General features: G+C 72.6%; 10 protein-coding genes and 1 other RNA gene. 9 read left to right on the top strand and 2 right to left on the bottom strand.

The window, feature by feature from the left end; translation table 11 throughout:
• Positions 1 to 5: 5 nt before the first annotated feature.
• Positions 6 to 3,434: an FHA domain-containing protein gene (locus ACFYX0_RS12025; protein WP_388969539.1), complete on the bottom strand. Its 3,429-nt coding sequence runs from the start codon at positions 3,432 to 3,434 to the stop codon at positions 6 to 8.
• Positions 3,435 to 3,872: 438 nt separating this feature from the next.
• Here ACFYX0_RS12025 and ACFYX0_RS12020 point away from each other — a divergent pair, with 438 nt between their 5' ends.
• The 4 genes from ACFYX0_RS12020 to ACFYX0_RS12005 all read left to right on the top strand — a co-directional run bounded on the left by ACFYX0_RS12020 (position 3,873) and on the right by ACFYX0_RS12005 (position 9,173).
• A complete protein-coding gene (locus ACFYX0_RS12020) occupies positions 3,873 to 5,528 on the top strand; it encodes a serine/threonine-protein kinase (protein WP_388969456.1) in 1,656 nt (551 codons plus the stop codon).
• A gap of 246 nt (positions 5,529 to 5,774) precedes the next feature.
• Complete coding sequence (locus ACFYX0_RS12015; protein WP_388969454.1) at positions 5,775 to 7,007, top strand: serine/threonine-protein kinase; 1,233 nt, start codon at positions 5,775 to 5,777, stop codon at positions 7,005 to 7,007.
• An 80-nt stretch (positions 7,008 to 7,087) separates the two neighbouring features.
• The gene (gene prfB / locus ACFYX0_RS12010; protein WP_355904487.1) at positions 7,088 to 8,194 is read left to right on the top strand and encodes a peptide chain release factor 2; all 1,107 of its coding nucleotides are present in this window, start codon (positions 7,088 to 7,090) and stop codon (positions 8,192 to 8,194) included.
• A 325-nt stretch (positions 8,195 to 8,519) separates the two neighbouring features.
• On the top strand, positions 8,520 to 9,173 hold the full coding sequence (locus tag ACFYX0_RS12005) for a hypothetical protein (protein WP_388969452.1): 654 nt from the start codon (positions 8,520 to 8,522) through the stop codon (positions 9,171 to 9,173).
• Between the two features lie 323 nt (positions 9,174 to 9,496).
• Here the strand turns inward: ACFYX0_RS12005 and ACFYX0_RS12000 are convergent, their stop codons facing one another.
• On the bottom strand, positions 9,497 to 9,688 hold the full coding sequence (locus tag ACFYX0_RS12000) for a hypothetical protein (RefSeq protein WP_355904482.1): 192 nt from the start codon (positions 9,686 to 9,688) through the stop codon (positions 9,497 to 9,499).
• A 256-nt stretch (positions 9,689 to 9,944) separates the two neighbouring features.
• On the opposite strand from ACFYX0_RS12000, the gene ftsE reads away from it, so the two are divergent.
• The 5 genes from ftsE (at position 9,945) to ssrA (ending at position 13,891) form a co-directional block, all read left to right on the top strand.
• Positions 9,945 to 10,634, top strand: coding sequence for a cell division ATP-binding protein FtsE (ftsE, locus tag ACFYX0_RS11995; protein ID WP_311692274.1), 690 nt, complete (start codon positions 9,945 to 9,947; stop codon positions 10,632 to 10,634).
• 28 nt (positions 10,635 to 10,662) lie between these two features.
• Complete coding sequence (ftsX, locus tag ACFYX0_RS11990) at positions 10,663 to 11,583, top strand: permease-like cell division protein FtsX (protein ID WP_388969450.1); 921 nt, start codon at positions 10,663 to 10,665, stop codon at positions 11,581 to 11,583.
• Between the two features lie 67 nt (positions 11,584 to 11,650).
• A complete protein-coding gene (locus ACFYX0_RS11985; RefSeq protein ID WP_388969448.1) occupies positions 11,651 to 12,823 on the top strand; it encodes a S41 family peptidase in 1,173 nt (390 codons plus the stop codon).
• A gap of 68 nt (positions 12,824 to 12,891) precedes the next feature.
• Entirely contained in the window at positions 12,892 to 13,371 is a 480-nt protein-coding gene (smpB, locus tag ACFYX0_RS11980; protein ID WP_311692279.1) for an SsrA-binding protein SmpB, read from the top strand.
• 151 nt (positions 13,372 to 13,522) lie between these two features.
• Positions 13,523 to 13,891, top strand: a transfer-messenger RNA (tmRNA) gene (ssrA, locus tag ACFYX0_RS11975).
• Positions 13,892 to 13,893: the final 2 nt, after the last annotated feature.

The raw sequence follows: 13,893 nt of genomic DNA, 5'->3' as shown, positions 1-13,893 counted from the left end.
CGGACCTACAGCAGCGAGGGCACCTCCGTGGCCGACACCGAGCGGGCCGCTCGCTCCAGCGCGCTGGCGAGGAGCGCCAAGTCCGTAGGCCCGTTGCCCAGTTCACGGACCGGGCGGCGCGCGGGCGGGTCGCCCATGCGGTGCCACTCCAGGGGCACGACCGTGGGGCGCAGCGTCGCCGTGCGGGGGATGCGCCCGGTGATCCGGCCTCCCTGGAAGGGGGTCACTCTGCCGTCCGCACCCGTCAACTGGCCACGCCCGGGCGCCGGTTCATCGGGTCCGGGCGTCACCGCGTCCAGGGCGACCCGCAGCGAGGCCGTGCGCGCCGGCTCCCACTCCGCCGTCCGCCCGCCCGGGCCGGCCGCCGCGACGAGATGCACCCCGAGCCGCTCCCCGTCCCGGGCCACGGCCTCCAGGGCCCGTACGACCGAACCGGCCGCCGGGCGGCCCGCCGCGCCCAGCGCGGGGGACAGCAGCGCGTCCAGGTCGTCCACCAGCACCACGAGACGGGCCAGCGGCGGCCCGGGCTCCGAGCGCTGCCGTGTCGCCGCCGGCCGCAGACGCAGGGTGGTGCTCGGCGGGGAGTCGAGGTCGCCCGCGGCCGAACTCCCCGTGCGCTGCGGGCCGATCCGTCGCGACACCTCCTGCTGCATGTGCCACTCGGCGAAGTCGAGCCGCCCCAGCAGCTCGGCCCGCCGCTTCAGCTCGGCGCTCAGCGACTGCGCGAACCCCCGCATGCGGACCGGGTCGTTGGCCGTCAGATGAGTGGTCACGTGCGGCAGGTCCGTACCGACGCGCAGGCCCTCGGGGTCGGTGGCGCCGTTCGGGCCGCAGCCGCCGCCCTCGACGAGCACGATCCCCAGCCGGTCGGGGCGCTCGGCCGCCGCGAGCGACGCGGCGATCGAACGCAGCAGCTCCGTACGCCCGCTGCTGGGCGGCCCCTCCACCAGCATGTGCGGTCCGTCGGCGGCCAGATCCACCGTCACCGGACCGCGCGGCCCCGCGCCGAGCACCGCCCAGGCGCGCCCGCCCGGCGACCTCGTGTCGTCCGCCGCGTCGGCCCAACGGGCCATCAGGGACGCGGGGGTGGCCCGCGCGAGACCCAACTCGTCCAGCAACCGCGCCGCCTGGGGCAGCGGTGCCGACACACGGGGAAGCCGGTCCCCGCCGCCGTCCGTGCGCAGCGGGGCGAGCGCCCGCGCGAACCGCTCCGCCCACGCCGGGGACACCGCGTCCACGGCGGCGACCGTGCCGTGCCCGACGGGGACGCGCGGACCCCGCGAGGAGTCCGCGCCCCCTCCGGGCGCGACCCGCAGCAGCCGCAGTGCCGTCGCCACGTCGCCGCACAGCAGCGCCACGGCCCCGCACTCCCGGAACGCGGGCGATGCCGCGCACGCCGCCTCGTAGGTCTCCGTCACCGGGGAGGCGGGCGAGGCGGACGGCGCCTCGGCCAGGCACAGCACATGGATGCCGGCCCGCGCCCCGTCCTGCGCCAGCCGCGCCACGGCCTCGCGCAGGTCCGCGCCGCCGGGGTCGCCGTCCACGACCACCACGGTGTACGGCCCGGGGAAGGCGCCGCCCGGTTCGGCGTCGGCCCGCGCCCAGGAGGGCCGGCGGAGGGCGCCGCGCACCTCGTCGGCCGGGTCCTCGGGGTGCCCGGCTCCGGGGGACGTGCGGTGTGTGGCGGAAGCGACAGGGGTGGTGCCCGGCACGCCGTCGTGGTCGGTCAGGTGGTCCTCGAGGCGGCGCAGCAGTTCGTCCGTGCGGGCGGTGGCCTGCTCGCGGTCGTACGCCAGCAGGAGGCGGCAGTCCTGGCCGTGGGCGGGGCGCAGATGCGGCAGCCAGCCGAGCCAGGCCCAGTCCGCGGTGCGTTCCTCCAGCGGGCGTGAGCGGTCGGCGCTGATCAGGACCAGTTCCAGCGTGTCGGGGGAGTGCAGCGCGGCGAGCTGCGCCACCACCGCGCGCGCCAGCCCCGCGAGCCGCGCCCGGGGCCCGGCCAGGCCGAGCGCGCCCACCTCGCGCAGCCCGGCGGTCACCGGCACCGCGGGCAGCAGCCCTGTGCCGTCCGGTGCCGCCCGATCGGCGGTGCCCAGTCGCACGGTGAGCGTCTCCGGGTGGCCGGGGCCGCGCTCCCACAGGCGCGGTCCGGGGCCGAGCGCGCTCAGCAGCAGCGCCGCGAGGTCGGGCCAGGTGTCGGGGGCCGGCGCGGCGGAGGACGCGGGCGCCGGGGTGACCGCGGCCTCGTCGAAGCCCGGGCGTGCGGTGCCGGCCGGTTCGCCGCGGCTCCCGGTGAGCCGCCGCGCCCACGCGGTGAACGCGCGCCTGCGCATGCCCGGCGGCAGGTCCGTGCCCCGCTGCCCGATGCCCGGTGCCCCGCCCTGCCCGGCCACGGTGGGCGCCGTCGGGGCGCCTTCCGCAAGCGGGAGCCGCAGGGCGGGCGGCTCCACGGCGCCGTGCTCCTGTGTCCCTGGGGCGGCCCCGCCGGAGGCGCCCCACTCGGTGACGCCGAAGCCGTGATGGGTGTCCCCGGAGGCGAGGCCGAGGCCGAGGCCGTGTCCGTCCGGCGTCGGGACGCCTGCGGTGCGGTCCTGGTCCGGGATGCCCGTGGTGCCGTCGCGGCCGGGCGTCCCCGTGGCGGCGTCCCGGCCCGGGTGCCCCGTGGTGCCGTGGTCCGTGTCCGTGGCGCTTGCCTCGCGCGGGTGCGGCGCGGTCGTCGGGGGCCGGCCGCCCTCGGGGCTCCCCGGGGCCTCCTCGCCCAGGACCCGCACCTGACCCTCGCCGTCCGGCGCCGTCCGCATGTACCGCGCCGGGCCGGGCGGGGCCAGCCGCAGGGCCGATTCGCCGAGGCGCAGCAGCGCCCCGGGTGCCAGGCGCACCGGGCGGTCGGTGACCTGCCTGCCGTCGAGCACCGTGCCGTTCGTGGATCCCAGGTCGGCCACCGAGACCCGGCCGTCGGCGGCGACCGTGACCGCGCAGTGCAGCCGGGAGACGTCGGGGTCGTCCAGCGGGACGTCCGCGTCGACGGAGCGGCCGATGCGGACCACGCCGCCGTGCAGCAGATGGACGCCGCCCGCGTCCGGGCCCGCCACGACATGCAGCTGGGCCGCGTCCTCGTCGGGCTCGGGGCCCGGCTCCGCGGGCGCGCCCAGGGTCAGCACCGCCCCGTCCAGCAGCGGCGGCTCGCCCAGCGTGCAGCGCTGCGGGTCCAGCCGCTCCGAGCCCGCGTACAGCACCAGGGAACCCGCGCCGGGCTCCCGGCCGCGCTCGGGCGCGGGGGCGCCCCCGGCCGCGCCGACCGCAGCGGCCAGGCCCGACGCCACCGCGGCCAGTGCCGTGCCGGCCGGCGCGGTGACCAGCACGTCGCAGCTCGCGGCACGCGCCCGTGAATCCGGGGGCGGGCCCAGCGGGTCTACGACGGTCAGCCGGATCTGCATCGCCGTCAGCGGTCCCTTCTGCGCGGGCGCCCGCGCGCGGGGACGGAGCCGTGCCGCGGTCCCCCACCGCGAACTCCCCCCACTGCGCACGAGCACAGCGGCCAGTACGGGATGCATCCTCGCACCTGCCACCGACAACGTGCCCGCCACCCAGCGCCAAGTGATCTTGATTGGTCGGCTCTGCCCGCAAAAGTGCCTGACCGGTGCGCGGCCGGTGTCCGCTTGAGATCGGTCACGTCCGGCCACGGCAACCAACGGACCGAGGGGAGCGTCTTTTCTTCGAACACGCACGAGAAGCGGAACGTAATACGGACTGGACAACAGGGAGTGCCGGCGACCGCGGCACTACAGTGGGTCGGAACACGCTCGGCACGCCGGGAGCGGTGAACCGGAGTCGGCGGTACGGACCAGGCAAGCAAGCAGCAGGGAGCGCATGACGTGCGGCCGGTAGGCAGCAAGTACCTGCTCGAGGAGCCGCTCGGACGCGGCGCCACGGGCACCGTCTGGCGAGCCCGCCAGCGAGAGACCGCGGGCGCCGAGGCGGCCGTGCCCGGCCAGCCCGGCGAGACGGTCGCGATCAAGGTTCTCAAGGAAGAGCTCGCGAGTGACCCGGACATCGTGATGCGGTTCCTGCGGGAGCGGTCCGTCCTGCTCCGGCTCACCCATCCGAACATCGTCCGGGTGCGCGACCTCGTCGTCGAGGGCGATCTGCTGGCCCTGGTCATGGACCTCGTCGACGGCCCTGACCTGCACCGCTACCTCCGCGAGAACGGCCCGTTCAGCCCGGTCGCCGCCGCCCTGCTCACCGCGCAGGTCGCCGACGCGCTCGCCGCGAGCCACGCCGACGGCGTCGTGCACCGCGACCTGAAGCCCGCGAACGTGCTGCTGCAGCAGCACGACGGCCAGATGCACCCGATGCTGACCGACTTCGGCATCGCCCGGCTGGCCGACTCGCCCGGCCTCACCCGTACCCAGGAGTTCGTGGGCACGCCCGCGTACGTCGCCCCCGAGTCGGCCGAGGGCCGCCCGCAGACCTCCGCCGTCGACATCTACGGCGCCGGCATCCTGCTGTACGAGCTGGTCACCGGCCGTCCGCCGTTCGCCGGCGGGACCGCCCTGGAGGTCCTCCACCAGCATCTGAGCGCCGAACCGCGCCGCCCCTCCACCGTGCCCGACCCGATGTGGACGGTGATAGAGCGCTGCCTGCGCAAGAACCCGGACGAGCGGCCGGGCGCCGAGAACCTGGCCCGGGCGCTGCGGGTGGTCGCCGAGGGCGTCGGCGTGCACTCCAACGCCGCCCAGATCGCCGCCGCGGAGGGAGTGGCCGCGCTGCTCGCGCCGGACCCGGCCCCGGCGCCCGTACCCGGCTCGGCCGACCCGACGCAGGTGCTGCCGCAGGGCGCGGCCGGCGTGTACGACCCGAACGGGGCGACCAGCGTCCTGCCGCACACCTCGGGCGCCGCGGACCCCACGGCCGTCCTGCCGCACAGGGGAGCCGCCGATCCGACGGCCGTGATGCCGCCGATGCCGCAGCACGGGCCCGGCGGACCCCAGGGGCCCGGTGGGTCCCAGGAGCCGCACCCCTGGCAGAACCAGCTGCGCGCGGCTCGCGACCGCAACGAGCAGACGCAGGTCCAGGCCTATCTCGACCCGGGTGAGGACCCGCTGCGCCGCCGTCCGCAGCGCCAGGTGGCGCGCTCGCAGCAGCGGCCCCAGCAGCCGCCGCCGGGGTACGGCTACCAGCAGCAGCCCCAGCAGTACGCGCCCCAGCGGCAGCAGTACGCCCCCGCGCCTCCGCCGCAGCAGCCGCAGCGCTACGCACCTGCGCCGCAGCAGCCCCGGCGGCCGGAGCCGCGTCCGGCGCGCGAGCCGCGGCCGCCGCGTCAGCGCAGCGCCAACCCGATGAAGATCCCGGGGCTCGGCTGTCTGAAGGGCTGCCTGTTCATCGTCCTCATCCTGTTCGTGGCCGGGTGGCTGGTGTGGGAGTTCAGCCCGCTGCAGCACTGGATCGGCACGACGGAGTCGTACTGGCAGCTGCTGAGCGGCTGGTTCGACAAGGTCACCGGGTGGATCGGCGATCTGAACTCCAAGTAGGCGACCCGGGCTCCAACTGGGCGACGTGAGCGCCGAGTAGCAGGCCGATCGGCCCACGCGTGCCGTGGGCCTGGGGATTTGTCGACATCCGAGGGGTGATTTCGGGCTCGACGGTGAAGGTTGCCCCTCCGGACGCGTAGTTTTGTCGATCGGGGCCAGGGCGGGCCGCGGCGTCAGCCGCTCGTTCCGTGCCCGGGCCCCGCATCGGCGCAGCGTCGGCAACAGGCGTCCCCAGTAGGAGCAGTCTTGGCACGGAAGATCGGCAGCCGGTACACCGCGAACCAGATCCTGGGACGGGGGAGCGCCGGCACGGTGTGGCTGGGCGAGGGGCCGGACGGTCCCGTCGCCATCAAGCTCCTGCGGGAGGACCTCGCGTCCGACCAGGAGCTCGTGGGCCGCTTCGTCCAGGAGCGCACGGCGCTGCTGGGGCTGGACCATCCGAACGTGGTGTCCGTACGCGACCTGGTGGTCGACGGCACTGATCTGGCACTGGTCATGGACCTGGTCCGGGGCACCGACCTGCGCACCCGGCTGGAGCGGGAGCGCCGTCTCGCGCCCGAGGCGGCTGTGGCGATCGTGGCGGACGTGGCGGACGGGCTGGCGGCGGCGCACGCGGCGGGAGTGGTGCACCGGGACGTCAAGCCGGAGAACGTGCTGCTGGACATGCAGGGACCGCTGGGCCCCGGCGGCGCGCACCCGGCGCTGCTGACCGACTTCGGCGTGGCCAAGCTGATCGACTCGCCCCGCCGCACCAAGGCCACCAAGATCATCGGAACCCCCGACTATCTGGCGCCGGAGATCGTGGAAGGGCTGCCGCCGCGCGCGGCGGTCGACATCTACGCCCTGGCGACGGTCCTGTACGAGCTGCTGGCGGGCTTCACGCCGTTCGGCGGCGGCCACCCGGGGGCGGTGCTCCGCCGTCATGTCACCGAGACCGTGGTCCCGCTCCCGGGCATCCCCGAGGAGCTGTGGCAGCTGATCGTCCAGTGCCTGGCCAAGGCCCCCGCGTCGCGGCTGCGGGCCTCGGAGCTGGCGTCGCGGCTGCGGGAGCAGCTGCCGCTGCTGGCGGGGATGCCGCCGCTGGAGGTCGACGAGCCGGACACCGAGCCCGCCGGCGAGCCCGCCGAGGCGGCCGGGCCCGGAAAGCCCGCGGCGGCGCGGGTGCGGCGCGGGGCGGTGCCGCTGGTGCCGGGCGCCAAGCCCGACTCCAACCGTGACACCCATACGTCGATGCGCGTGCCGGGCCCCGACGAGCTGGCGGGCGGCGCCCGCGGCACGGCCCGCGCACCCCGGGCCACCGGAGCCCCCCGCCCGGGCTCGGCCCGCCACCGCGCGCAGACCCGCCGGCGCCGGATCGTGCTGGGCGCGGCGACGGCGGCCCTGCTGGCGGCGGTCGGGATCGGCACCTGGCTGGCCACCTCGGGAGACGACGGCGCGGGCCCCTCGGACACGAAGAACTCGGCCCCGGCATCCCCCTGAGCCCCGGCCACCGCACGGCGCCCCCGTGAACCGGCGGTGACCGGGCACTGGCTTCTCGGCGGAGCCGTTACGCTGGATGCGTGGCAGTCGTCGATGTATCCGAAGAGCTCAAGTCCCTCTCCTCGACCATGGAGTCGATCGAGGCCGTTCTGGACCTCGAAAAGATGAGGGCAGACATCGCCGTGCTCGAGGAGCAGGCGGCCGAGCCGTCCCTCTGGGACAACCCGGACGAGGCGCAGAAGATCACCAGCAAGCTCTCCCACCTCCAGGCCGAGGTGCGGAAGGCCGAGGCCCTGCGCGGCCGGATCGACGACCTCGGTGTGCTCTTCGAGCTCGCCGAGGCCGAGGCCGACGCGGACGCCCGGGCCGAGGCCGAGGCCGAGCTCACCGACGTCCGCAGGGCGCTGGACGAGATGGAGGTCCGGACGCTCCTGAGCGGTGAGTACGACGCCCGGGAGGCGCTCGTCAACATCCGCGCCGAGGCCGGCGGCGTCGACGCCGCCGACTTCGCCGAGCGGCTCCAGCGCATGTACCTGCGCTGGGCGGAGCGGCACGGGTACAAGACGGAGATCTACGAGACGTCGTACGCGGAAGAGGCGGGGATCAAGTCCACGACCCTCGCCGTCCAGGCGCCGTACGCCTACGGCACCCTCTCCGTCGAGCAGGGCACCCACCGGCTGGTCCGTATCTCCCCCTTCGACAACCAGGGCCGCCGGCAGACCTCCTTCGCCGGTGTCGAGGTCCTTCCGGTCGTCGAGCAGTCCGACCACGTAGAGATCGACGAGTCCGACCTCCGGGTCGACGTGTTCCGCTCCTCCGGCCCCGGCGGCCAGGGCGTCAACACGACCGACTCCGCCGTGCGGATCACCCATCTGCCCACCGGCATCGTGGTCACCTGCCAGAACGAGCGGTCCCAGATCCAGAACCGCGCCTCCGCGATGAACGTCCTGCAGGCCAAGCTCCTCGAGCGGCGCCGGCAGGAGGAGCAGGCCAAGATGGACGCCCTCAAGGGCGACGGCGGCAACTCCTGGGGCAACCAGATGCGTTCGTACGTCCTGCACCCGTACCAGATGGTCAAGGACCTGCGCACCAACTACGAGATGGGCAACCCCGAGGCCGTGTTCAACGGTGAGATCGACGGGTTCATCGAGGCCGGTATTCGCTGGCGCAAGCAGCAGGAGAAGTAGCCCCGGCGGCGCGCGGCGACACCGCTGCGGGAAGCGGCGCTTTGTCGACAAGGCAACTGCCCCCGAGCAGGGGGCAGTTGCCTTTTCTATCGCTCGATGTCTGGGTTTTGCATCACACTTACAACTCAACCACTCCCGCAAAAGACGTCTTACTGGACATCGCGTGCGCAACGACCTTGACGTTGCTTTGAAAAGTCGGAAGGGTAACGGGCGGCATGCGTATTCAAGGGGCGCATGTGAACCGGGGGGCTCAGCACAGTCGTCCCCGACGCCGTGGCCCCGTGCGCTGCTCCATTGACGATCAGCTACTGGGGGTAGCAGCGAGATGACCAAGAAGACGCGGATCCGCCTGGCGCGGATAGCCGCAGGCGCCGTGATCGCCGCGGGTGCGTCGTTGACCGCAGCGGGTGCCGCCTCGGCAGCCGGTGTCGGCTTCGGCGTGAACGCAGGCGGCGACGGCCTGGCTGTCAACGTCGCTGTCGACGGCGACGACCCGACACCCACCGACACCGGGATCCCGACGGACCCGGGCACCCCGACCGACCCGGGCACGCCGACGGACCCGGGCACGCCCACCGACCCGGGCACGCCGACCGACCCCGGGACGCCCACCACGAGCACCCCGACCGACGACCCGACCCAGCCCACTGACAACCCGACCGAGCCGACGGACAACCCGACGCACGGCAACGGGAACGGCAATGGGAACGGCAACGGGAACGGTGGCGGCGACAACACCAACCCCGACGGCGGCAGCGGCCCGGTCGAGCAGGGCAAGGGTTCCTCCGGCCTGACCGACACCGGTGCCGACTCCGCGAAGTCCGACACCTCCGCCCAGGGCGGCGGCAAGCAGCTGGCCGAGACGGGTGCGGGTCAGACCGCGTTCCTGCTCGTCGGCGCCGCCACGATGATCGCCGGCGGCATCGGCTTCCGTGTGCTGCCGCGCCTCATGAGCGGCCGCGGCCAGGCCGCCGCCTGACGCACACCGTGACGCCATGAGGGGGCCGGGGCCCCGATCGGCGGGCATCCGAGCCACGGATGCCCGATCCGCGGGCTCCCGGCTCCTGAGGCGCCTGCCCGCTCCACTCCCTCCAAGAGTGTGAGAACGGCGGGAAACACGTGAGAAGGGCCCGGGACGTCATCCGTCCCGGGCCCTTCCTCGTACGTCGTACGTCCGTGTACGCGCGTCCGCGCCGGTGTGACCGTTGTCTCCCGACCCCGTGACGCACTCCGGTGTGCCGCGCGCGCCGACCCTGTGCGCCTGCCCGCGCGCCGTGCGGCCGTCCCGGGCCGCGTCGTGCGCTACGCCGTCTGGTGCGCCAGCAGCGCCACGGCCGCGATCAGCACGGCCAGGAGCGCGATCAGTGCCGCCGGATTCAGCCCCGACCAGGGGCTTTCCTGCTGGAGCCGCTCACGGCTCGCCCGGCAGACGGGGCAGCGACCCTCATTCACGGGCGCCGCGCAGTTCGCGCACACCAATCGGTCGTACGTCATGCGCCTCGCCCTCCTTGTGCCGCTTTCACGTACACAACGTTTCCGGGAACGCAACCGTTCCCCCTCCACTGTGCCAGGTTCCGCGAGTCGCTGCGCGGGGTCCGCCGGTCAAGCCTCCGGCGGCAGGGGCGGCAAGGCGCTCAAGCGGAAGGGACAAAACGCGCAACTCTTCTGCAACCCCTCCCGGCGACTGCGCTCGCGCACCGGGTTCGCGTATGGTCACGCTCACCTACCCCCAACGGCCCGTGGTGCATCCGTGATCCGATTCGACAATGTCTCCAAGGTCTACCCCAAGCAGAACCACCCTGCCCTCCGGGATGTCTCCCTGGAGGTGGAGAAGGGCGAGTTCGTCTTCCTCGTGGGGTCCTCCGGCTCCGGAAAGTCCACCTTCCTTCGGCTGATCCTCCGCGAGGAGCGGTGCAGCACCGGACAGGTGCACGTTCTGGGCAAGGACCTCGCCCGCGTCTCCAACTGGAAGGTGCCGCAGATCCGGCGCCAGCTGGGGACGGTGTTCCAGGACTTCCGCCTTCTGCCGAACAAGACGGTCGCCGAGAACGTGGCCTTCGCGCAGGAGGTGATCGGCAAGTCGCGCGGCGAGATCCGCAAGTCCGTGCCCCAGGTGCTCGACCTCGTCGGGCTCGGCGGCAAGGAGGACCGGATGCCCGGCGAACTGTCCGGTGGTGAGCAGCAGCGCGTGGCCATCGCGCGCGCCTTCGTCAACCGGCCCAAGCTGCTCATCTGCGACGAGCCCACCGGCAACCTCGACCCGCAGACCTCCGTCGGCATCATGAAGCTGCTCGACCGGATCAACCGGACGGGCACGACCGTGGTGATGGCGACCCACGACCAGAACATCGTGGACCAGATGCGCAAGCGCGTCATCGAGCTGGAGAAGGGCCGTCTCGTCCGCGACCAGGCGCGCGGCGTCTACGGCTACCAGCACTGAGTTCCACGGAAAGGCTTGAGCAGACGCCATGCGCGCCCAGTTCGTTCTGTCGGAGATCGGTGTCGGTCTCCGCCGCAATCTGACGATGACCTTCGCGGTGATCGTCTCGGTCGCCCTCTCCCTGGCCCTCTTCGGTGGCTCACTCCTCATGAGCGACCAGGTGACCCAGATGAAGGGCTACTGGTACGACAAGGTCAACGTCTCGATCTTCCTGTGCAACAAGAGCGACGCGGAGTCCGACCCCAACTGCTCCAAGGGCGCGGTCACCGATGAGCAGAAGAAGCAGATCCTCACCGACCTCGACAAGATGACGACCGTGGTCCAGAAGGTGACCTACGAGTCCCAGGACGAGGCCTACAAGCACTACAAGGAGCAGTTCGGCGACTCCCCGCTGGCCAGTTCGCTGACCCCGGACCAGATGCAGGAGTCGTACCGCATCAAGCTGAAGAACCCCGAGCAGTACCAGGTCATCGCGAGCGCCTTCAACGGCCGCGACGGCGTGCAGTCGGTGCAGGACCAGAAGGGCATCCTCGACAACCTCTTCGGCCTGCTGAACGGCATGAACTGGGCCGCCCGGGCGGTGATGGCGATGATGCTGGTCGTCGCGCTGATGCTGATCGTCAACACGGTGCGTGTCTCCGCGTTCAGCCGTCGTCGTGAGACCGGCATCATGCGCCTGGTCGGCGCCTCCGGTTTCTACATCCAGGCGCCGTTCATCATGGAGGCCGCGGTCGCCGGGCTCATCGGCGGCACGCTGGCGTGCGGGTTCCTCCTGGTCGCGCGCTACTTCATCATCGACCACGGCCTGGACCTGTCCCACAAGCTGAATCTCATCAACTTCATCGGCTGGGACGCCGTCCTGACCAAGCTCCCCCTGATACTCGCCACCAGCCTTGTGATGCCGGCGCTGGCTGCGTTCTTCGCGTTGCGCAAGTACCTGAAGGTGTGACGCACGCCAACAGGGCCGTACGGGCAACCGTCCGTGCGGCCCTTTGCGTTGTCCTAGACTCACCCGCATGTCCGCCCGTGACCTGTTCTGTCAGCCCCGCCGCGTTCGCCACGGGGCGGCTCTGACGTTGGTCTTCGCGAGTGTCCTCGTGGCCGGCGCCGCGACGGGCTCGTTCGGCGAGACCGTCCGGAAGACCCCCGACGCCGAGGCCGCGATCCCCGCGGGGCACAGCGACGCCGTCACCGAGGCGGCCGAACGGGCCATGGCCGACGGCAAGTCCCCCATGGAGGCCGCCGAGCGCGCCGTCAGCCGCAGCGGCGACCGCTGGAGCGCCGTCTACTCCCAGGGCGAGTACCAGGAGTTCCAGGAGGCCCTCGACGGCCAGTACACGGGCGTCGGACTGTCGGCCCGGCGCGAGCGCGACGGCCGGATCGAGGTGACCGACGTACAGCCCGGCTCGCCCGCGGCTGCCGCCGGGATCCGCGGCGGCGACCGGCTGCGCAGCGTCGACGGCGAGGACGTCGACGGCAGGCCCGTCACCGAGGTCGTCTCCTTACTCCGCGGCGACTCCGACGGCACCGACGACGCGGCCGCCGGCACCCGGGTCAGACTCGGCCTGGAGCGCGGCACGCGCACGTGGAGCGAGGAACTGCGCCGCGCCCGGCTGTCCACCGAATCGGTGACCGTGCGCCGGCTCGCCGGGGGCGTCACCCTGATCAGGATCGCGTCCTTCACCAAGGGCTCCGGCGACCTCGTGCGCAACGCCGTCGACCACGCCCCGGCGGGCGGCGGGATCGTCCTCGACCTGCGCGGCAACTCCGGCGGTCTGGTCACCGAGGCCGTCACCGCCGCCTCCGCCTTCCTCGACGGCGGACTCGTGGCGACGTACGACGTCCACGGCGACCAGCGGGCCCTGCACGCCGAACCGGGCGGTGACACCACCAGACCCCTGGTCGCGCTCGTCGACGGCGGCACGATGAGCGCGGCCGAGCTGCTCACCGGCGCCCTCCAGGACCGCGGTCGCGCGGTCGTCGTGGGCACCCGCACCTTCGGCAAGGGCTCGATCCAGATGCCGAGCCGACTGCCGGACGGCTCCGTGGCGGAGCTGACGGTCGGGCACTACCGCACCCCTGCGGGCCACAAGGTCGACGGCCGGGGCATCACCCCGGACCTGGAGGCCGGGGACGAGGTGCTCGAACGGGCCGAGACGGTGCTCAGCGGCCTGGGCGACGCTTCGTAGCGACGCTCGGCACCCTCCGTAATCGGCTTCCCTTCACACCCCCCTGTAGTGCGAAAATGGACGGCACTATGGCAAAGGAAAAAGGGCGCAAGCTGATCGCGCAGAACAAGAAGGCGCGGCACGACTACCACATCCTCGACACGTACGAGGCCGGCCTCGTCCTGACCGGGACCGAGGTCAAGTCGCTGCGCCAGGGGCGGGCCTCGCTGGTCGACGGCTTCGTGCAGCTGGACGCGCACGAGGCGTGGCTGCACAACGTCCATGTCCCGGAGTACAGCCAGGGCACCTGGACGAACCACAGCGCGCGCCGCAAGCGGAAGCTGCTGCTGCACCGGGTCGAGATCGACAAGCTGGAGTCCAAGTCCCAGGAGACGGGTCACACGATCGTGCCCCTCGCCCTGTACTTCAAGGACGGCCGGGCCAAGATCGAGATCGCGCTGGCGAGGGGTAAGAAGGAGTACGACAAACGGCAGACGCTCCGCGAGAAGCAGGACCGCCGCGAGGCCGACCGTGCGATGTCGGCGGTACGGCGCCGGCAGCGGGCCTGAACCGCCCGGACCGGAACAATCCGGCGCCCGGCACCGTTGAACCAGGTACCACGACGGGATGACCGCCGGGAATACGCTGGCACCGAGGCACGTTGGTCACGTACGATGCTGCCTGCACCGCATGCCGGTGTGAGCATTGAAAAATCAACATGGGGATGATCGGTTTCGACAGCGGCTGTCGAAGCAGGGGAAGCGTGTCGAGGAAGCGGCCATGATCTCGTAAACCACAGGCCGAAAACAATAATCGCCAACACCAAGCGCGATTCCTTCGCCCTCGCTGCCTAAGTAGCGACTTGCGAAGTGTCAGCCCGGGGCTGTTCCCGACCCGGATCCTGGCATCAGCTAGGGGACTAAACCTTGATCCCGGTCACGGGGTGAAGAGGGAAATCCAACAGTGACTGAGCCCGTCGGAGACTTGTTCGCGTGATCTCCGGGGCCGAGAAAAGCGAAGCGAACTGCACACGGAGAAGCCCTGATTCCGCACCGTTGGACGCGGGTTCGATTCCCGCCATCTCCACTTAC

The sequence above is a fragment of the Streptomyces sp. NPDC002573 genome, from assembly GCF_042889625.1.
Taxonomy (GTDB): Bacteria; Actinomycetota; Actinomycetes; order Streptomycetales; family Streptomycetaceae; genus Streptomyces; species Streptomyces gibsoniae.
This window is presented reverse-complemented; position numbering and strand designations above follow the sequence as displayed.

Bases quoted from the DNA above. Each gene is read 5' to 3' on its own strand.
- ACFYX0_RS12025 (WP_388969539.1), bottom strand. From the start codon at position 3,434: ATGCAGATCCGGCTGACCGTCGTAGACCCGCTGGGCCCGCCCCCGGAT.
- ACFYX0_RS12005 (WP_388969452.1), top strand. From the start codon at position 8,520: ATGACCAAGAAGACGCGGATCCGCCTGGCGCGGATAGCCGCAGGCGCC.
- ACFYX0_RS12000 (WP_355904482.1), bottom strand. From the start codon at position 9,688: ATGACGTACGACCGATTGGTGTGCGCGAACTGCGCGGCGCCCGTGAAT.
- ftsX (WP_388969450.1), top strand. From the start codon at position 10,663: ATGCGCGCCCAGTTCGTTCTGTCGGAGATCGGTGTCGGTCTCCGCCGC.
- ACFYX0_RS11985 (WP_388969448.1), top strand. From the start codon at position 11,651: ATGTCCGCCCGTGACCTGTTCTGTCAGCCCCGCCGCGTTCGCCACGGG.
- smpB (WP_311692279.1), top strand. From the start codon at position 12,892: ATGGCAAAGGAAAAAGGGCGCAAGCTGATCGCGCAGAACAAGAAGGCG.